Genomic DNA, 19,037 nt, shown 5'->3' on the forward strand with positions numbered 1-19,037 from the left:
CTAGTCCGACCGTCGGCGCTCGGCCCGCGCGATGATCGCGCGCAGCCGGGCGCCTTCGGCTTCGCTGGTGTTGGGCTCGGCTAGCTTGCCGCGGGCGGCGTCGGCCATGCGGGGTGCCGGGTCGGTCGCGCTGGCTCGGCGCAGGGCGCGCAGGTACAGGCGGCGTGCGGCGACGATGGGGCTCGGCGGCAGGTCGGCGGTGCCGATGGTGACGATGGTGCGGGCGAGGTCGAAGGCGGGGTCGCCGGCGGCCGCGTTCGTCCAGTCGATGACCACCGGGCCGCGGTCGGGGGTGAGGATCACGTTGAGCGGGTGCAGGTCCAGGTGCAGCATCGCGTCGCCGTCGCGCTCGGGGAGCGTCCAGGGCGCGGGGAGCCAGTCGGGGGCGGGGACGGCGCCGAGCCGGTCGTGCAGCTCGGCCAGTTGGCCCGCGTAGCGCGCTATGCGCCACGGCCGCGCCTGCCAGGCCTGCATGAGGGTCGGGCCGTGCAGCCGGTCCATCACGAGGTCGGTGGCGGTGGCGTCGTGCACGCGCGGCACGGGGTAGCCGCGGGAGCCGACGTATTCCATCACCTTCGCCTCCATGTGCGTGTTGCTGTGCGCCGGGTTGCGGTAGCGGCGCAGCACACGCGCGTCGTCGAGGGCGTAGACGTCGGCGTCGCGGCCGTGCGCGAGCAGGGGCAGCTCGGTCATGGCTTGCGGGCCTCGATCAGGAAGCGGGTGGTGGTGGCGGTGAACGGGCCCTCGGCCTGGATCTGCTCGTGCAGGGCGCGCAGCCGGTCGCGGTAGCGCTCGACGGTGAAGCCGGGGACGATCCAGATCACCTTGCGCAGGAAGTAGACCATGGCGCCGACGTCGAAGAACTCGGTGCACAGCTGCTCGTAGCGCAGGTCGACGACCTCCAGCCCGGCCTTCTCGGCGTCGGCGCGGGCGAAGTCGGGATGCCGGGAGCTGAGGTCTTTCTCGGGCTGCGGGCCCATGAAGAACTCGGTCACCTCCGCGACGCTGCGCGGCCCGACCTCCTGCGAGAGGTACGTGCCGCCCGGTTCGAGCACGCGCGCGATCTCCGGCCAGTGGGCGCGCACCGGGTGACGGCTCGTCACCAGGTCGAAGGCCTCGTCGGCGAACGGCAGCGGCGGCTCGTCGGCGTCGGCGACCACGACGACGCCGCGCGGGCGCAGCAGCCGGGTGGCCTTCGCGAGGTTCGGCGGCCACGACTCGGTCGCGGCCGTCACCGGCGGCAGCTTCTCGGCTCCCGCGAGCACCTCGCCGCCGCCGGTCTGGATGTCCAGCGCGGCGTTCGCGGTCGCGAGCCGCCGGGCCATCAGACGCTGATAGCCCCAGGAGGGGCGCTGCTCGGTGGCGCGCCCCTCGAGCCAGGAGAAGTCCCAGCCGTCCACCGAGACCGCTTCGGCCTCGGCGAGGAGATCTTCGAACGTACGCGAGGGTGCTGGCATGGTCACTGATGATAGGCATCGATGGCCGCGGAAAGCTCCTGAAATAGCGCGAGCGGCAGCGGGCCGCCGATCGCCTCCCAGGTCCGGCGCCCTTCGGCGAGCGCGGAGCGCAACGCGGCGCGAAGCCCCGCCTCGTCCGCGCCCGAGGTCGCCGCCGCGAGACCCCGTACGGTGCGCGGCGACAGTTCCCGCTCGGCCGCGCGCGACGGGGTGAGCCAGTGGACTGTCTCGTCCTCGGCGAGCCGCGCCATCCACACCAGGTGCCGCTGCACGTGGCCGAGCGCGTCCCAGGCGCGCAGCAGCTCGCCGCGCTCGACGAGGTGGTAGGTGAGTGTGAGCCAGTTGATGAACCGGTCGCAGTGCTCGGCGACCGCCGCCGACGGGCCGGCCGGTTTCTTCGAGCGTTCCGGCAGGGCGCTGAGCAGCCGTTCCAGGCGGCCCGAGCGGTCGAGCACGATCATCCGGTCCACCGGTGCGCCCCGCTCCGGCCACAGCGCCACGGCGCCGTAGTGGTCCACGGTCGCGAAGTGGAATTCGCCGCGCACCAGGTGCGGGAAGAACGCGACGTGCGCGCCGAACTCGTTGCGCATCACGTAGCTGACCGGCGCGATCCGCGCGCACCACTGCGCCGGATCCAGCCGGGCGCGCGCGGCGGCGGTGAAGAAGAGCCAGAACTCGATGTCGCTGTGCTCATCGGCCTCGCCCTTGGCGAACGAGCCGTACATCAGCGCCGCGTCCAGCCCGGGATCGGCCAGGCACGCGGCCCGAACGCGCTCGATCAACTCCAGTTGCAGCATTCCGCCCGCCACCCGTCAGGAACCCGTCATCGAAATTCGTGCAGCGGCTCGGTCACGATCGTGCGCCAGCGCCGCCTGTGCCCGACGGTAGCGAGCCGGTAGTAGAGCGTGCGGCGCCACGCCGCGTCGGCCGGGCCGTCGTTTGTGGCCGCCTGTTGTGCGCGAGCAAATAGTGCGCGAACAGCACACTCCCGGCCGGTCCCATCGCCTGCGCCGGCTCGCCGAGGTCCACCGCCGGGTACGGTCCAGGCCCGAGTTCGTCGACGCGGGTGATCGCGTCCGGGCCGTGCTTCGCGAAGTAGGCGCCCGCGCGCAGGTGCGTGCCGGGCCACACCCACAGGTTGCCGTGGTGCGGCGCGGACTGGTCGCTCAGCCACACCCCGGCCAGCAGCGAGAACGTGCCCGGAAGCCCGTCGGCCGGCATCGGCGTGAGTCCGTCGAGGTGTGGTCCGCCCGGGCGGTGCGGCCACGGCGGGATCGTGACGGCGACCTGCGCGAAATCGGGTTCCAGCGGCGGGAGGTCCGCGCGCAGCAGTTGCGCCGCGAGCCGCGCGACCCCGGCCTCGCGGTAGAACTCGAGCAGCGGATTCGGCCCGGTGTCGGTGAAGCGCGGCCAGCGGGCGAGGTGGCCGAGGTGCCCGGGCGGCGCGGGATCGGCGGCCAACTGCCGCTCGACCAGGGCGCGGCCGCGTGCGAGCTGAGCGTCCGTCAGCACGCCGGGGATCACCACGTACCCCTGCTCGCGGAAGCTGCGCCGCATCGTGTCCGTGACGGTGACGGTGTCGGTGGCCATGGCCGCCAGTTCAGCAAAGCCGGCCGCGGGCAGGCAAACCGTTTTACTCCGCGGGCCTGTCCGAGGCGGCTGCTAGCGTGCCGTGCATGACCAATCCGCCGCCGCGCGGCGCCGCCGAGCGCAAGGAGCACGTGCTGCACCTGCTCGAGTCCGAGCCGGACGTGTGGGTCGCGACCGCCAGCCTTGAGGGCGGGCCGGCGTTGATCCCGCTGTCGTTCGCCTGGACCGGCAGCGTGCTCGTGCTCTCGACCCCGGCCGCGAGCCCCACCGGGCGCAACCTCGGCGCCGGCGGCGCGGTGCGCATCGCGCTCGGCGGCACCCGCGACGTCGTGATGATCGACGGCCGGGTGCGCGCGTACAGCAGCGAACTGGTGCCCGCCGGGCTCGCCGACCCGTTCGCCGCGAAGCACACGTGGGACCCGCGCAAGGACACCAGCGCCGGCGGCGCGTACGCGTTCTTCGAGGTCACGCCGGTGCGTATCCAGGCGTGGCGTGAGGAGAACGAGCTCAAGGGCAGGACCCTGATGCGTGAAGGCGGCTGGCTTGTCTGACACCACCGACACCCCTGACACCGTTGACGCCACTGACACCACTGGCAACGGATTCCTGACCGCCACGCGCGCCGCGTACGACACGGTCGCCGTGAGCTACGCGGACCTGCTCGCCGACCACCTCGCGCAGCAGCCCTTCGACCGCGCCGTCCTCGCCCTCTACGCGGAGCTCGTCGGAGCCGCCGACAGCGGGGACGAGAGGCAGACGGACGCGCCGCGCGTGGTCGAGGTCGGCTGCGGCCCGGGCCGGGTCACCGCGCACCTCGCGGGCCTGGGCCTGGCCGCGGCGGGGATCGACCTGTCCCCGGCCATGGTCGACGAGGCGCGGCGCCGGCACCGCGGAATCTCGTTCACCGTCGGATCGATGACCGCGCTCGACCTGCCGGACCATCAGCTCGACGGCCTCGTCGCCTGGTACTCCGTCATCCACGTCCCGCCCGCCGAACACCGCGCCGTCTACCGCGGGTTCCACCGCGCCCTCACACAGGGCGGGCATCTGCTGCTCGCGTTCCAGGTCGGCGACGAACGCCGGGTGATCACCGACGCGTACGGGCACAGCGGCCTGCGCCTGGACGCGTACCGGCTCCAGCCCGACCGCGTCGAGGACGACCTGGCCGCCGCCGGATTCGAACCGGTCGCGCGCCTGACCCGCGCTCAGGCCGGCCCGGAGAAGACCGGCCAGGCTTACGTCATCGCCCGCGCCGAGCAGCACGCCGCACCGGAAACCGCGTAGCAAGGCCGCCCGGCGGAAACGCCCGGACGCGCGTGTGCCGGGCCCGGCGGACCGGACCCGGCACACGCGTGCTCAACGAACCGTCACCCGCCCGAGGTGAACGACACCACCTGCTGGAACGTGGGCCGGTTCTGCCAGGTCGTCGCGGCGTGCGTGATCCCGCCGAGCGGCGACTGGATGATGCTGTCCGCGCACCACTGGTTGCCGGCCGAGCAGTACGAGTCCGCCGGGTAGACCGTGGACGCCGACTCCTGCGACGCGGCGACCAGCGAGTTCAGCAGCGCCGTGCGGCACGCGCTCAGGCTGCCGGAGCCGCAGTACTTCACCGACAGCGGGTCGGACACGCTCTGCCCGAGCACGCTGCGCAGGTCCTTGCTGACGTAGCCCCACCAGCCGAACTGGAACGAGGAGCCCTTGTGCGGCTGCGCCTGGTTGCTGGACGACGAGGTCGAGCCGGGGACCGAGATCTCCTGCCCGCCGGAGGGCGACTCGTTGGTCTGCATGTCCGCGATGGTCGCGGCGAACAGTCCCGCGCCCATCCCGGTCTGGAACTCGGCCTGCAGCAGCAGCGGCCACCAGGCGTCCATCAGCTGGATCGCCGCGGAGTTCTGGAAGGTCTGCGCACCCTGCGAGGTCGGCAGGATCCGGCTGCCGGAGTTCGCCCACGACGTCAGCTCCGCGACGAGCGCGGCCTGCGTCGGGTCAGTGACCGTCGAGGAGTTGATCACATCCAGCGCGAGCGGCAGCACCTCTTGGCCGCGCAGGTCCGTCGTGGCCGCGGTCTCCATGACCCGGATCAGCGAGGACTCGGTGAACTTCGCGCCGGTCGCGAGATAGTTCTCGATCCCGGTGTTGAGCAGGTCCACGCGCTGCACCGGGCCCCAGCTGTAGTTTCCGTCGGCGGCGCTGTAGTCGAGGGCCTGTTTGTTGTTCCAGCTGACGTAGTAGTCCTGATCCGTCGAGTTCGGGTGCGCCGACATCGGCGTGTCGGATTCGGTGTACGTGGTCGGGTTCCAGTTCGTCCACTCGTCCGCGCTCGTGCCCCACAGCGGCAGGTTCGGGTCGGTGCCAGCGGCTCGCACCGGGTTCTGGCCGGAGTTGAAGTACGCGGTGTGCGCGGAGTTGACGTAGAACCAGTTGAAGTCGAAGTTCACGTTCGAGGCCGCGGTCTCGAACCCCGCTGCCGTGGACATCAGGGTGGGGTTGTTGAACAGCATGAACCCGATCGCCGAGTCCGCCTCGTGCATGTACTGCGATCTCTGCACCGTGTACGCCACGGGTTTGCCGCCGATGGTCGCCGTGTAGTCGACGAGCCCGTATTTCGTGCGGTACATCACCAGGTTGTACGACCCGGCGGCGGTGCCGTCGGCGATCGTCGGGCTCCACGAGTCGGCCTGGCTGAGCTTCGTCATCGGGGTGCACACGCCGTTGTCCAGGTACGCGGTCGAACTCGTCGTCGGGCTCGAGCCGTCGGTGTTGCACAGTTGCACGGCGAAGGTGTCCGAGGTGCCCTGCTCGCCGGAGGTCGCCGACCACGCGTAGCTCGGGCCGCGGCCCAGCTCCACGTACATGTTCAGGCCCGCGAACGACGCGCCGCGCGCGCTCAGGCCCGGCCCTTCGACCTCTTCGAGCATCAGCAGCTGCGGTGCGAAGTAGCCGGTCTGCGGGCCGAACACGGCGACCGGGTTGCCGGACGCGGTGTCCTTGCCGGACACCACCAGCGCGTTCGACATGCCCGGATGCTGCTGGCCGGGGGCGGGCACGGTCACGCCGGGCATCGCGCCGTTGTCGTCCATTCCGACGAGCTTGGCGGCGCTGGAGCGCAGCGACGCCGGCAGCTTCTTCTGCAGCTTCGCGACCTGCGCCGCCATCTGCGCGCTGCTCGCGGTCGCCGTCTTGGCGGAGGACGCGGAGGTTTTCGCCGCGGCGGGCGGGACGCCGGTGCCGGTGGCGTTCTGCACGATGTTCACGGCCTGCACCGAGCCCGGGTCGGGCATCGCGAGGCCGTTCTCGCCGGTCGCCTCGCCGTAGGGGAAGGTGGCGCCGTTGTGGATGGTGAGCGTCGCCTCCGGGTCGTTCTGCTCGCGCAGCCCGTTGAACAGCGCGTCGCCCGCCGCGGTGCCGTACTCGGCTTCGGCGGCCTGCTTGACGAGCGCGGACTGCAGCTGTGCGCCGCCGCCGTTGCCGAACAGCGCGCCGACGACGTCCGCGATCGCGATCAGGTCGGTCTCGGTGAACGGCTGCATCGACTGGCCGGTGAGGTCGTATTCGCCGGGGAAGTCGTTGGCGGCGGTGACCGCGGAGATGTACGCGTTGATGCCCGTCAGGTAGTTGTCGATGTCGGTCTTGACCTGCGCGCCGTTGCTGCCCGCGGCGGCCAGCGAGGCGACCTGCGTCTGCAGGTCGGCGGCGGTGTAGGGGGCGCCGTGCCACAGGTTCTGCTCGAGCCCCTGGTTGCTGGGGTTGCCGCCGGCGAACGAGGTCAGGTCGCCGCGGCCGAGGTGCCGCAGCAGGTCCATGACCCACAGCCGCTCCTGGGCGCCGGCGTATCCGGCGCCGTATTCGGCCTCGGCGCGCGTGGTGCCGGTGATGTGCGGGATGCCGGAGTCGTCGAACACGATGGTGACGCCGGTCTCCGGGGACTCGGTGGACTGCACGTCGGCGGAGGGCACGCCGAGCGCGGAGGAGTTGTAGAACTGGTTGATCTGCGAGTCCGTCAGGCCGGTGGATGCCGTGACGAGGTTCTGGTACGGGCCGAGCTGGTCGTCGGCGTTCGAGGGCTGGGTGCCGAAGACCTTGAACAGCAGGATCTGGGCGAGCGTCTCGTTGCCGTTCTCGCCGGGCGGCAGGATGTCGTAGCACTGGCCCGAGCAGTCGTCGACGACGGACAGGGCGTTGGCCTGGGGGTGCGGGGCGGCGGCGGCCGCTCCGGTGGCGGTCGACGCGGCGAGCGCGACGGCGGCGGCCGCGGCGAACAGCCGCGTGCGCCGGCCGGCGGGGCGTGGGAGTACGGAGCGGTAGGGACGCATAGATAATTCTCCCGGGGCATGTGGGAGTGCACGGGAAGTTACGGGAGCCTGGCGATCCGTCAACTTACTGCCGGGTAAGGTCAAGTGTCTGCCAAGCACGCCCCTGCTCACGGTAAAAACATGAACGCGAACCCTCGTTCAAGCACGGCGTCGTACGCTGAACGCGCGCCGCGGCCGGCCTGTGAGCGTAGGAGGTTCACAGACCGGCCGCGGTCGCGCATCAGTAGTCAGTAGTCAGTACGAGAGGAACCGGACGGGAGCTACAGGCAGAGCGTCACGCTCAGGGCGCTGTCGCACAGCAGCAGGCTCAGCTCGCTGCCGCCCTCACCGCCGTGGCCGCCGCCCCAGGACTCGCGCGGGGTTTCCAGGGTCTGCAGGTCGAGCACGGACATGGTCGTTCCTCCTGTGTTCTGGTGTATCCGGATACTGCGTTCACTGCGTTTTCCGCACCCCCCGGAAGGGCCTCCGGGGGAGACTCAGGCGGCCGCGCGCGGGCCGAGGAACGGCAGGCGGGCACCCGGCTCGCCGTGCACGGCGCCGACCGCGAGCAGCACCCCGGCGCCGCCGGTCGCCAGGTCGGCCGAGAGCCGGTGCAGCTGGTCGCCGGGGAACGCGAGCCCGCCGCGGTAGCCGACGGCGTGCCAGGCCAGGCGGCGCGCCTGGTCGAGCGCCAGCGCGCCGGCGTCGTCCTCGGCCGCGTGCTCGAGGCCGGGCTGCTCGCCGGCCGCGACCCGCGCCGCGGACCAGTCCCGCTCGTCGGCGAGGGCCAGCGCCAGCCCGGCGCGCCCGCTGAACAGCCCGGACTGGGCGTAGAAGCGGGAGGCCGAGGCGCGCCGGACCGCCCGCGCCGCGGCGCGCAGGCCCTCGTCGTCACGGTGCGTCAGATACCGGCGCAGCACGAACCCGATCCCGGCGCCGCCCTCGCCGAGATACGGCAGCGCCCGCCAGCCCTCGTTGACCCGCATCGACCCGTCGCGATCGGAGATCGTGCAGCACGCCAGGTCCATCCGCAGCGCCGAGCGGGCGCGGACCAGCCAGTCCTGCTCACCGGTGTGCTCGTAGAGGTGCAGGAACAGCAGCGCCGGTCCGCTCGCCCCGCGCAGCAGCCCCGCGCGCCCGGCCGGACCGGAAACCCGGGTGCCGCGGCCGCCCCCGGCCCGGGCGGCGTCCTGCTGCGCGAGCAGCTCGGTCGCCAGCCGCCCCGCCTCGATCGCCGCGCCGTACAGCCCGCGGTCCCCGACGCGCCCGGCGAAGTGCAGCAGGTTCAGGCCCACCCCGGCCAGACCCTCCGTCAGATCCGGCCCCAGCCGCTGCCAGCGCTCGGCCAGCGCCAGATCCACCAGGCGCAGCGCGGCGTCCCGGTGCCCGAGCAGGTCGAGCACGTACGCGATCCCGTGCACGCCGTCGTAGAAGCCGAGCCGGATATCGCGCGGCGGCTCGGCGGCGCGACGCAGCAGCCAGTGCTCGTATTCGGCGGGCACCTGCGCGCCCGCCGCGTGCAGCGCGTAGAGCACCCCGGCCGCGCCGTGCGCGATCCCGAGCCCGGCGCCGGGGTGCGCGAACTGCCGGATGTCCCCGGGGAAGAGCCGGTCGGCGCGCTCCGGCGAGGCCATCGCGGCGATCGCCGCGCTCATCGCGGAACGCGCCCTCGGCCAGTCCCCGCCGGTGATCGGCGCGTCCACCGCGCGCGCCGGAACACCGGCCGGCGTGCGCTGCCCGGCGGGCTCGGCCGCGCCGATCCTGCGCACGGCCTCGTCCAGGAACTCGGACGGTATCCCCGGGAACTCGCCGCGGATCGCGTCGGCCAGCGCCCGCGCCCGGCCGCGGTCGAGCGGCAGCAGCCCGGTCAGCGGCAGGAACAGCGCCAGGCGCAGGCAGGCGAGCGCGTAGTCGTCGACGGCGGGCCCGGTCACCCCGCGCGGAGCCGCGAACCCGCGCGCGGCCAGCAGCTGCCGGCCGGCCTGCGCGAGCGGCGCGGCGACCTCGAAGTCGATCAGCGTCACCGAGTCGTCCGGGCGCACCATGATGTTGAACAGGTGCAGGTCGTTGAACACCACCCCGCGCTCGTGCAGCGCCGCGACCGCCTTCTCCACCTTCACCTGGATCCCGAGCGCCCACGCCGTGTACGCGCGCAGTACCGCCGGGTCCGGGGCGCGCCCGATCAGCGGGAACCGCTCGCCGAACACCGTGTTCAGGGTGCGGCCCTCGACGAACTCGAGCACCAGGAACCGGTGCTCGCCGAGCTCGAACCAGTCCAAGACCTCCGGGCCGGCGCCGCTGCCCGCGACCAGGCGCAGCACCTCGCGCTCCCGCTCGAGCCGGGCGACCGCGTCCCGGCCGTCCCCGATCAGGCCCGCGTGCGGACGGGCCTCCTTGAGCACCACCTTCCGGCCGTTGCGTTTGTCCGTGCCCTGATACACCCCGCCGCCGTTCGAGAAGTGCAGCGCCTTCTCGATCGTGTACGGCAGATCCGCGAGCGAATCGGCGCCGCGCGCCTGCAGGTGCGGGGCGAGGAAGTCCGGCAGCCGCACCCACGGGGGCGGCGCGAACGCCGGGCCGCGCCGGTCCGGCACCAGCCGTCCGGTCGGGTCGGCGATCGCGGGCACCGACTCGCCGGACTCGTCCTGGCAGCGGCGCGCGGTGAACGCGCCGTAGCGCAGGTACAGGGGTCCGGCCGCGTAGCGCAGATCGCTGAGGATGTACGGGCCCGGCTGCCCGGCGAGCACGTCGTCGAGCTGCTTGAGGGTGCGTTCGAGTTCGTCCTCGTCGGCGGGGTAGACGGTAGCGAACTTCCCCGAGGAGCCGCGCTCGGCGTATTTGGAGTTGCGCAGGAACAGCGCGGTCGGCGAGCTCAGGAACTTGAACGCCAGCCCGGCGGCGACGCAGTGCTCCCACACGGCGTCGAGCACCGCCCCGGCCGAGTCGGGCGTCGCGGAGACGTGGATCTTCCAGCCCTGATCCGGCAGCGCGTGCTCGGCGGGCAGCAGATGCCGCCAGTCGCCGGTCTCGGCCGCGCTCCAGCCGTCCGGCACCGGGCGTCGTACGTGCTCGAAGACGGCCGCGGTGTCCTGTCTCGCGGCGGGGTGGTCGTAGAAGAGCGGATCGGTCAGGCAGTACGCCTCGTACCGTTTGTCCATGCGTCATCCTCTCCCCTCGTGGCGGCGCATCAGCGCCCCACCTGCGTGACCACCGCGGAGCCGGGAGCCGGTCCGTCCCGCCCGGCGCAAGTTATCTCAGTCCGCGAGCATGCCCAGCAAGACAGCGCGCGCCCGGCGAACGCGCCCCTGGCCGGGTGCGGCCCGCCCTGAAGAATGAACCGCCGCTGCCGGCCGCGCACGGATACGCGGCCGTCCGCCGCCGCTGGCCAGCGCATCTGTGGTACTACACCTGTTCGCGCGGCTCGTACGCGTGTTCCAGCGGTCGGCGCGCGGAAAGACCACCGCCGCGCGCGCCCGGGACCGATGCTGAGAATTCCCGGAAAGAACAAGGCCCCGCGGCCCCGCCCGGCCGCCCCGCGTGGCACGATGAACGCGCCATGACCGATGAAGGGCTCTGTCCCCGCGCGCTGCGCTCCGCCGTGTTCGCCGCGGCGTGCGTGCTGCTGTCCGCGGTCACCTTCGCGGTCGTCGGACGCGGCTCGGCCCCGCTGTGGGCGGTGCTCGCCGCGCTCGCCGCCGTCTACCCGCTGGCCTGGCTCGGCGGACGACGCGTGCACGGCCTGGCCGGGATCGGCGCCTTCACGGTCGTCGTTCAGGTCGGGCTCGACTACTGGTTCTCCCTCGCGCAGGTCGACCAGGGCGTGCTGCGCGGCTGCGGCCTGATCCGGGCGCTGCCGCCGATGGGGGAGAGCCTCAGCTGCGCGCGCACCGCGGCCCCCGCCCCGGCCACGCTCGCCCCCGACGGCGCATTGCACGTCGGGCTCGCGCTGCTGCTCGCGCAACTCGTGGTCGCGCTCGTCAGCGCGATCTGCCTGACCGGCGGCGAGCACGCGCAACTGACGCTGCGTGAGCAGCCTGCCGGGCTCGCTGCGCTCGCGGCGGTACTGCGCCGCTGGTGGCCGGTGTTCGCCCGCGCGCTCACCCGGCTCGCCGCGCCGCGGCCCGCCCGGCTCGCGCCCACTGCACGGGCCGCCTCGCGGATCCGCCCGAAGCGGCTCGACCTGCGGCACGCCCTCGTGCGCCGCGGGCCGCCCGCGTTCTCCTGCACCGCGCCCGGTTAGGCCCGGCCCTCCCGCACTGCCCGTGACGGCGGCGGACGGCCAGGCCGCCTTCCCCCCTTTCTTCTCACGCGCAGTCAGGAGTACCCGTGAGCACCTCCCAGCCCGCCGCGCCCCGGCGCGGCTCGACCCGAGCCCGCCGCGTCGCCCACCAGCAGGCCGTGGCCGCCAAGCGGCACCGCCAGCGGCGTGCCGCGCTCGTCGCCATCGCCCTGGTCGTCGCCCTGTTCGCAGCCCTCGTCATCGCCAAGGCCGACACCGGCCACCCGTCGAGCCCCGCCGCGGCCGCGAACGCCGCGAACCCGAGCACCACCGGCGTCGTCGTCACCCGCGCCACCAGCGTGCCGTCCGCCGTGTACGCGGCCGTCGGGACCGGCGGCACCACCGCGCAGGCCGAACCGGTCCCCGGCGGCAGCGCCATGACGGTCGGCGGCAAACCCGAAGTCCTCTACCTCGGCGCCGAATACTGCCCGTACTGCGCCGCGCAACGCTGGCCGCTCGTCCTCGCGCTCAGCCGCTTCGGCACGTTCACCGGCCTCGCCCTGACCGAATCCACCTCCACCGACGTGTATCCGAACACGAACACCTTCACCTTCCTGCACGCCGCGTACACCAGCGCGTACCTGGCCTTCACCCCCGTCGAGATCTACGACCGGGCCGGCAACCCGCTGCAGACCCCGACCGCGGCCGAGCAGCAGCTTCTGCAGTCGGCCGGGCAGGGCGGCATCCCGTTCATCGACCTCGGCGGCGCGACGATGCTGCGCAGCTCCGGCTACAGCCCGCAACTGCTCGCGGGCATGACGTGGACGCAGATCGCCGCCGGGCTGACGGACACCGGCAGCCCCGCGACCCAGGCCATCGTCGGCACCGCGAACCGGATCACCGGCCAGCTGTGCGAACTGACGCACAACCAGCCCGCCGCCGTATGCCAGAGCCCCGGAATCCGAGCCCTGGAGGCGGCCGAGTGAACGCCCCGCGCACCTCGAACCCCCTCCGCCTCCCGGCCTGGATCGTCCCGGCCACGCTGGTCACGGCGGCCGCGGGCCTGGCCGGGGCCGCCTACCTGACGATCGCCCACTACACGCAGTCGGTCACCCTGGCCTGCCCCGCGACCGGCGCGATCGACTGCCAGAAGGTCACCACCAGCCCGGAGTCGCTGCTGTTCGGCATCCCCGTCGCGCTGCTCGGCCTGCTCTTCTTCGCCGCGATGGCCGCCCTCGGACTGCCCGCCGCCTGGCGGGCCGACGCCGGGTGGCTGCGCACCGTGCGGCTGCTGCTGTCGGTGCTCGGGGTCTTTTTCGTCGCCCGGCTCGTGTACGCGGAACTGTTCGAGATCGACGCGATCTGCCTGTGGTGCACCGTCGTGCACGTCCTGGCCGTCGCGCTGTTCGCGATCACCGCACTGGCCACGGCCGCCACCGCGGCGATCCCCGAACCCGCCTGACCGAACGGCGCTGCGGGGTGACGGCCGTTCGCCCGCCACCCCGCAGCGCCCTTCCGCTGTGGCTGCTATCCCGCGTTCTCCGCGTTCCACTGCACGTGTGGGGGCACCAGGCGCGCGCTCACCGGGTGCCCCTTCTCGTCCGTCATCGTCAGCCGGGCCCGCAACTGCCCGCGCTCGACCGCCTCGGCCAGCACCGGCGGGGCGACCGCGCTCAGCAGCAGCTTCCCGCGGCGGAACATCCGCGGCTTCCCGTCGGCGTCGAGGTCCACCCAGGACAGGTAGACGAAGCGTCCGCCGAGCCGGTTCTGGATATAGGGGCCGTTGAGCACCAGGCCCTCCTGCGTACTGGTCGCCGCCGTGCACGGCAGCGACCACGAGACGCGCTCGGCGTCACCCGGCTGCAGGTCGAGCAGTTCGCCGGGATCGTCCTTGCGCTGCACCGCCACGTGGATGTTGCCGTATCCCGGGAAGTCCCCGCTCGGCGGACACCTGAGCCCGGGAAGGTCGGTCCCGATGATCCGCAGCATCACCTCGCTGCCCCGATACGCCGCCATGCGCGCTCCTCACCGCAGCCCGGCCCGGCGCCGACGCCGCCGGGCCCCGTGCCTCCGATGCTAACCGCGCGCACCGACAGCCGCGCGGGGCGGCCCCCGGAAACCGGGATCGCCCGCCCCGCGCGGACGGCCGCTACCAGCCGATCTCGCCGTCCGCGCTGAAGAACCCGCCGGTCGGGCCGTCCGCGGCGGACCGCGCCATCCGCACGATGATCGCCGCGCCCTGCTCGACGGTCTGGGTACCGGTGTTGCCGTTGAGGTCCGTCTTGGTGAACCCGGGCTCGACCGCGTTGATCCGCATCCGCGGGAACGCCTTCGCGAACTGCACGGTCACCATGTTCACCGCCGTCTTCGACGCCGGATACGCCACGCCCGGGTAGCCGTAGGTGAGCGTGCCCGGCTCGCTGACCCGGCTCAGCGAAGCCAGGCCGCTGCTCACGTTCACGATGACCGGCGCGGCCGAGCGCTCCAGCAGCGGCAGGAACGCGTGGGTGACCCGCACCGTGCCGAACACGTTCGTCTCGAACACGGTCCGCATCTGCTCCGCGGTCACCTCCGCCGGGCCGATCACGTCGTTGCCCGGCCCGCGCGCCTCGATCCCGGCGTTGTTGACCAGCACGTCCAGTCCGCCCGCGGCCTCGATCGTCTTGACCGCCGCCGCGACCGACTCGTCGTCCGTCACGTCCAGCACCACCAGGCGCGCGCCCAGCTGCTCGGCGGCCTCGCGTCCCTTCTGCGCGTCCCGGCTCCCGATCCACACCTCGTGTCCCGCGGCGAGCAGCTGCCGCGCCGTCTCGTACCCGATGCCCTTGTTCGCTCCGGTGATCAATGTCGTCGTCATGACTCCACCCTGCGCCGAGCCGCCCGCGGCTGCCAGTGCCCCGGGCTCCCTAGGACCGTCACTCCTAGGCGCGGAGTTCGGGCTGCTCGAGGTATGTCTCGAGCGCGGTGACGACCAGTTCGTGGTCGTCCTTTTGGGGGAGTCCGGAGACCGTGACCGTGCCGATGGGGCCGGTCCCGGCGAGCGTGAGCGGGAACGCTCCTCCGTGGGCCGCGTAGGTGTCCGGGTCGAGGCGGGAGGACGCCTCGAACGTCGTGCCCTTCGCCGTGAAGCGCAGGCCCACCAGGTAGGAGGCGTGGCCGAAGCGGTTGACGGTCCGGACCTTCCGCTCGATCCACGCATCGTTGTCGGCGCTGGTGCCGGGCAGCGCGACGTGGAACAGCTGCTGGCCGTTGCGGCGGATGTCGATGGTGACGGGCGCCGAGCGGGCGCGGGCCAGTTCGACCAGCGCGGTGCCCAGGCGCCAGGCGTCGTCGTTGTCGAAGCGCGGCAGGACCAGGCGGCGTTCCTGCTCCTCGATGCGGGCGATCAGGTCGGCGATCTCGGTGGGGTTCACGCGGCCACCGTGCCCTCGGCCGGGGCGAGCGAAACGGCGCGGCCCTCGGCCGCGGACCGCCGGGCGGCCTCCAGGACGGTGAGCGCGGCGACGGCCTCATCGGCGGTGACGGGCGCCGGAGCACCGCCGCGCAGCGCGGCGGCCACCGCGGCGTAGAACGCGGGATAGTCGCCGGGCAGCGACGGATGCCGCCGGGCGTCCTCGGGCGTGCCGAGCAGCCCCCAGTCGCTCTCGGGCGTCGCGCCCCAGCCGGGGCCCGGCCGCTGCCCGGAACGCAGCGCCGCCTCCTGCGGGTCCAGCCCGTACACCGTGTACGCGCCGCGGTCCCCGAGCACCCGCAGCCGCGGCCCGAACTGTCCCGCGACCGCGCTCATCCACAGGTGCGAGCGCACTCCGCTGACGTGGGTCAGGGCGACGAACGCGTCATCGTCCACGGCCGCGCCGGCCCGGCGCGCATCCGTCTCGGCGTAGACGGTCTCGACCGGGCCGAACAGGTCCAGCGCCTGATCGACCAGGTGACTGCCCAGGTCGTAGAGCAGCCCGCCGGCCTCGACCGGATCGGACGACTCGCGCCAACCGCCCTTGAGCGCCGGGCGCCAGCGCTCGAACCTGGACTCGAACCGGTGCACCGTGCCCAGGGCGCCGTCGGCGATCAGCTGCTTGACGGTGCGGAAATCGCCGTCCCAGCGCCGGTTCTGAAAGACCGTCAGCAGCAGACCGCGATCCGCGGCCAGCGCCGCCAGGTCGCGCGCCTCGGCGGCGGTGGCCGAGAGAGGCTTGTCGACCACGACCGGCAGCCCGGCCTCCAGCGCCGCGCGCGCCACCGGCACGTGGGACCGGTTGGGCGAGGCCACCACGACGAGGCCGAGTTCGGCCGGATCGGCGAGCAGCTCATCGACACTGCCCACGGCGCGGGCGTCCGGATGCTCGCGGGCCAGCTGGGAGCGCCGTTCCGGGTCGGAGGTGACCACGGAGCGCAGCCGCAGCCCCGGCGTGCTCGCGATCAGGGGCGCGTGGAAGACGGAACCGGCCAGGCCGTAGCCGACCAGACCGACCTGGAGGGGACGAGTGGGGTCGCTCATACCCCGAGTTAAGCAACACTGTTGCTTAAGTGCAAGCCCCGTGCACAATGGGCACATGGACGCGCAGCCGGCCGGCACCAATCTCACCGGACTCAGGGACCACAACACGGCCCTGGTCATGGGGCTGCTACGGGCCGCGCCGCGCGGCGGGAGCCGGGTGGAGCTCGCCGCCGCGACCGGGCTCACGCCGCAGGCGATCAGCAAGATCGTCGCCCGGCTGCTGGCCGACGGCGTGGTCGAGGAGACCGGGCGCGGCACCTCGACCGGGGGCAAACCGCGCACCCTGCTGCGGCTGCGGCCCGAGGCCGGCTACGCGGTCGGGCTGGCCGTGGACCGCGCCGAGACCACCGTCGTGCTCGGCGACCTCGCGGGCGTCGTACGGCACGAGGCCACCCACCCGATCGGACTCGCCTCCGCGCGCCCCGAGCGCGTGGTCGAACTGCTCGCCGCCGAAGCGCGCGCCGCGATCGACAAGACCCCGCACGGATCACGCGTGCTCGGCATCGGCGTCGGCTGCCGAGGCCCGCTCGACTACGCCTCCGGAATCCTGCACCGCCCCGCGGGCCTGGCGTCCTGGAACCGCTTCCCGCTCAAAGACGCGCTCGCCGAGCGGCTCGACGGGCTGCCGGTCCACGTCGACAAGGACACCAACGCCGCCGCCCTCGCGCTGCCCGGCACCGGCGGCACCGCATACCTGCACGTCGCGGACGGGGTCGGGGCCGGACTGCTGCTGGACGGCGCGATCTACCGCGGCGCGCGGACCAACGCGGGTGAGTTCGGCCACCAGGTGCTCCAACTCGACGGCCCCGAATGCACCTGCGGCCAGCGCGGCTGTCTCGAGGCCCTGTGCCTGGCCGCCCTCGCCGACGGCGACCACCACACAACGGCACGCCTGCTGGGCACCGGCGCCGCGAACCTCGTCCGCCTACTCGACATCGACCGCATCGCCCTCGGCGGCCGCGTCGTATCCGCCGAACCGGAGATCTACCGCAACGAAGTCGCCGCCCAACTGCTCGCGCGCCTACCCGAACCGGACTGGCAGCACGTAGCCGTCGAACTCGCCCCCGCCGGCGCCGCGTCCATCGCCGTCGGAGCCCTAGAACTCGTCCTCGGCCCCTTGTTCAGCACCCGCCTCGCCGACCGTTGAACCCGAAGCCGGTGACGCGTCGACGGTGAACACTGAGAGCAGTTGCGCCGCGCGCAGTTGTCGGGCCGTCAGATCAGCTCCAGGACGCCGCGGGCGGTCCCGGGGGTCCCAGACGGGCCCTCGTGGCTGATGAACCGTTGATCCCGCTGATCCCGTGGTCGATGGCCGCCCATGGCCGCCTGCTGCTGTAGAGAGCCGCCTGCTGCCGTAGAGATCGGCGGTGTATCGATATCCAGCGGTCTATCGATATCCATGGGTGCCGGTCGAATATGTGCCGACGGTCCCGCTTTCCCGTGTTCCCGTTTTCTCGCGTTCCCCTGTCCCCGCGTCAGCCCGGCCGACAAAGCCGCGCGGTGATCGCCGGTCCCGTCTCGCGCAGCCACGCCTCAGCGCGAGCCAGCACGTCCTTGCCGCCGTCCTCCCAGTGCCTGCGGAACACGGGGTCCAGCTTGGCCGAGGCGCGGGAACCCTCGTAATAGCGGTGCGCCATGTCGACGGCAAGCGGTGCAAGCTCCACGCGTTGCCGCGCCGTCATGCCATACGCGTCGGCGAAGACCGCGACGCGATGCGGGATGTCGGCGTCCGCCAGCGCAGGCGCTCGGTCCCGCGGATCGCCCCATTTGAACGGAGCCCAGTACCACAGCGCGTTCGCGATGTCGTAGAGCCGGGTGGTCGGCTTAGCCAGGTCGAAATCGATCAGCGCGGCCGGCAGCCCGTCGCGAAAGACCACGTTGCCCGTCGCGTAGTCACGGTGGCTGACCAACTCGGCCCGCTCGGTGACCCGTCCCTCGTCGGTCGGCGTTCCGCCCCACACCGCGCCAGGCGGCGGCTCCCACCCGGCCGACGCCTCGTGCAGCGCGCGGATCAGCCGAGCCAGGGCAGCAAGCACCTCCTGGCCCGCCGCCTGCGCTGGCAGCGGGTGCCGGTGCACTTGCCCGGCAACGAACGAGAGCACCTCGCGCCCCCGCCCGTCCACGCCAAGCGGGACCGGAGCCCCGGTGAACCCGGCGTCCCGCAGGTGGCCCAAGTACGCCTGCACCGTCAAGCTGAACGGCCGCAGCGGCCGTCGCACCGTGTCCCCGATCCGCACGATCCCCCGAGTGCCGCTACCCCCGAAAAGCGCCTCACCTTCACCCACACCGCAGCACCCTACAACGACAGTCGAACTCTGCCATCGCCTCGGCATCGCGCCGCGCGACGAGCGCACACCGTTGTCGCGCACAGCACTCCTCTCCACCATTGCCGGATTACCGGTAATGGCAATACGGAAATGGTACAAAACTGGCGCCCCGGAACCATCTGGGACCCAGTCAACATAATTCCAGTTATGTTGACTGCGGTTCCCGGAGGACGTTCCGGGGATCGGGGGTCGAGGCTGCAAAGCTGCGAGGCCGCACGAAGTTGACAGTGCCGAAACCCCGTGAGTTGTCGATGCGCAGGTCAGCGGCGTGTAGGCGCAAAACGGGATAGATCGCCAACCTCGGGGAACCGCGCGAAACTGTCAGCGGCGGACCGCACCGACTGATAACGCCCAGCTCGGAGCGTCGCGAACCGCGCCAAGTCGTCAGCGGGCCCGCATGACACTGTCAATCTGCAGGTCAGAGCCCTGAAATGACACGTTTTGCCGCCCTGCGGAGCCCGCAGCCGCATGAAACCGTCAGTGAGCCCGCACGAAACTGTCAGAGTTTTCCCGCATCAACTGACAACGCCCAGCTCAGAGCCATACCGAGCCGCGCGAAACTGTCAGCGGGCCCGCGCAAAACCGTCAATCCGCAGGTCACAGCCCTCGACGGCCGCCCCGCCGCCCACCAACCCGGCGGCTTGTCCCAGCGCCCAC

The 19,037-nt window shown here is 72.6% G+C and carries 18 protein-coding genes; 6 read left to right on the top strand and 12 right to left on the bottom strand.

Going from position 1 to position 19,037, the window contains the following annotated elements:
- The 4 genes from VG296_RS19225 to VG296_RS19240 are packed head-to-tail and all read right to left on the bottom strand — an operon-like array spanning position 1 to position 3,047.
- Positions 1-693 (bottom strand): phosphotransferase, encoded by a 693-nt coding sequence (locus VG296_RS19225; RefSeq protein WP_325567478.1) that lies wholly within the window; start codon positions 691-693, stop codon positions 1-3.
- Positions 690-1,457 carry a class I SAM-dependent methyltransferase gene (locus VG296_RS19230; protein WP_325567480.1) on the bottom strand — a complete coding sequence of 256 codons (768 nt, stop codon included), beginning with the start codon at positions 1,455-1,457 and terminating at the stop codon, positions 690-692. The genes VG296_RS19225 and VG296_RS19230 overlap by 4 nt, the downstream gene beginning before the upstream one ends.
- A gap of 2 nt (positions 1,458-1,459) precedes the next feature.
- Positions 1,460-2,254: a nucleotidyltransferase domain-containing protein gene (locus VG296_RS19235; protein WP_325567482.1), complete on the bottom strand. Its 795-nt coding sequence runs from the start codon at positions 2,252-2,254 to the stop codon at positions 1,460-1,462.
- 52 nt (positions 2,255-2,306) lie between these two features.
- Complete coding sequence (locus tag VG296_RS19240) at positions 2,307-3,047, bottom strand: phytanoyl-CoA dioxygenase family protein (protein ID WP_325567484.1); 741 nt, start codon at positions 3,045-3,047, stop codon at positions 2,307-2,309.
- Between the two features lie 86 nt (positions 3,048-3,133).
- On the opposite strand from VG296_RS19240, the gene VG296_RS19245 reads away from it, so the two are divergent.
- Positions 3,134-3,598, top strand: coding sequence for a pyridoxamine 5'-phosphate oxidase family protein (locus VG296_RS19245; RefSeq protein ID WP_325567486.1), 465 nt, complete (start codon positions 3,134-3,136; stop codon positions 3,596-3,598).
- Positions 3,591-4,331, top strand: a complete 741-nt coding sequence (locus tag VG296_RS19250; protein ID WP_325567488.1) for a class I SAM-dependent methyltransferase — start codon at positions 3,591-3,593, stop codon at positions 4,329-4,331. The genes VG296_RS19245 and VG296_RS19250 overlap by 8 nt, the downstream gene beginning before the upstream one ends.
- 83 nt (positions 4,332-4,414) lie before the next feature.
- Here VG296_RS19250 and VG296_RS19255 read toward each other — a convergent pair whose 3' ends face one another.
- The 3 genes from VG296_RS19255 to lanKC all read right to left on the bottom strand — a co-directional run bounded on the left by VG296_RS19255 (position 4,415) and on the right by lanKC (position 10,497).
- Entirely contained in the window at positions 4,415-7,360 is a 2,946-nt protein-coding gene (locus VG296_RS19255) for a penicillin acylase family protein (RefSeq protein ID WP_325567490.1), read from the bottom strand.
- 260 nt (positions 7,361-7,620) lie between these two features.
- Complete coding sequence (locus VG296_RS19260; RefSeq protein WP_325567492.1) at positions 7,621-7,752, bottom strand: SapB/AmfS family lanthipeptide; 132 nt, start codon at positions 7,750-7,752, stop codon at positions 7,621-7,623.
- An 84-nt stretch (positions 7,753-7,836) separates the two neighbouring features.
- On the bottom strand, positions 7,837-10,497 hold the full coding sequence (gene lanKC, locus VG296_RS19265) for a class III lanthionine synthetase LanKC (RefSeq protein WP_325567493.1): 2,661 nt from the start codon (positions 10,495-10,497) through the stop codon (positions 7,837-7,839).
- A 398-nt stretch (positions 10,498-10,895) separates the two neighbouring features.
- Between lanKC and VG296_RS19270 the strand changes: the two genes are divergently transcribed.
- The 3 genes from VG296_RS19270 to VG296_RS19280 all read left to right on the top strand — a co-directional run bounded on the left by VG296_RS19270 (position 10,896) and on the right by VG296_RS19280 (position 13,020).
- The gene (locus VG296_RS19270; RefSeq protein WP_325567495.1) at positions 10,896-11,579 is read left to right on the top strand and encodes a hypothetical protein; all 684 of its coding nucleotides are present in this window, start codon (positions 10,896-10,898) and stop codon (positions 11,577-11,579) included.
- An 86-nt stretch (positions 11,580-11,665) separates the two neighbouring features.
- On the top strand, positions 11,666-12,544 hold the full coding sequence (locus tag VG296_RS19275; RefSeq protein WP_325567497.1) for a DUF929 family protein: 879 nt from the start codon (positions 11,666-11,668) through the stop codon (positions 12,542-12,544).
- Entirely contained in the window at positions 12,541-13,020 is a 480-nt protein-coding gene (locus tag VG296_RS19280; RefSeq protein WP_325567499.1) for a vitamin K epoxide reductase family protein, read from the top strand. The genes VG296_RS19275 and VG296_RS19280 overlap by 4 nt, the downstream gene beginning before the upstream one ends.
- Before the next feature lie 65 nt (positions 13,021-13,085).
- Here VG296_RS19280 and VG296_RS19285 read toward each other — a convergent pair whose 3' ends face one another.
- The 4 genes from VG296_RS19285 to VG296_RS19300 form a co-directional block, all read right to left on the bottom strand.
- Positions 13,086-13,574: a DUF5990 family protein gene (locus VG296_RS19285; RefSeq protein WP_325567501.1), complete on the bottom strand. Its 489-nt coding sequence runs from the start codon at positions 13,572-13,574 to the stop codon at positions 13,086-13,088.
- Between the two features lie 133 nt (positions 13,575-13,707).
- Positions 13,708-14,415, bottom strand: coding sequence for an SDR family NAD(P)-dependent oxidoreductase (locus VG296_RS19290; protein ID WP_325567503.1), 708 nt, complete (start codon positions 14,413-14,415; stop codon positions 13,708-13,710).
- A 64-nt stretch (positions 14,416-14,479) separates the two neighbouring features.
- The gene (locus VG296_RS19295) at positions 14,480-14,971 is read right to left on the bottom strand and encodes a heme-degrading domain-containing protein (RefSeq protein ID WP_325567505.1); all 492 of its coding nucleotides are present in this window, start codon (positions 14,969-14,971) and stop codon (positions 14,480-14,482) included.
- Entirely contained in the window at positions 14,968-16,053 is a 1,086-nt protein-coding gene (locus VG296_RS19300) for a Gfo/Idh/MocA family oxidoreductase (RefSeq protein WP_325567507.1), read from the bottom strand. Before VG296_RS19300 ends, VG296_RS19295 begins: the two co-directional genes overlap by 4 nt.
- A 55-nt stretch (positions 16,054-16,108) precedes the next feature.
- Here VG296_RS19300 and VG296_RS19305 point away from each other — a divergent pair, with 55 nt between their 5' ends.
- Positions 16,109-17,200: an ROK family protein gene (locus tag VG296_RS19305; RefSeq protein ID WP_325567509.1), complete on the top strand. Its 1,092-nt coding sequence runs from the start codon at positions 16,109-16,111 to the stop codon at positions 17,198-17,200.
- A 328-nt stretch (positions 17,201-17,528) separates the two neighbouring features.
- Here VG296_RS19305 and VG296_RS19310 read toward each other — a convergent pair whose 3' ends face one another.
- Entirely contained in the window at positions 17,529-18,290 is a 762-nt protein-coding gene (locus VG296_RS19310; protein ID WP_325567511.1) for an aminoglycoside phosphotransferase family protein, read from the bottom strand.
- Between the last annotated feature and the right edge of the window lie 747 nt (positions 18,291-19,037).

Origin of the sequence: Actinospica sp., assembly GCF_035552695.1 — a bacterium.
Lineage (GTDB): Bacteria > Actinomycetota > Actinomycetes > Streptomycetales > Catenulisporaceae > Actinospica.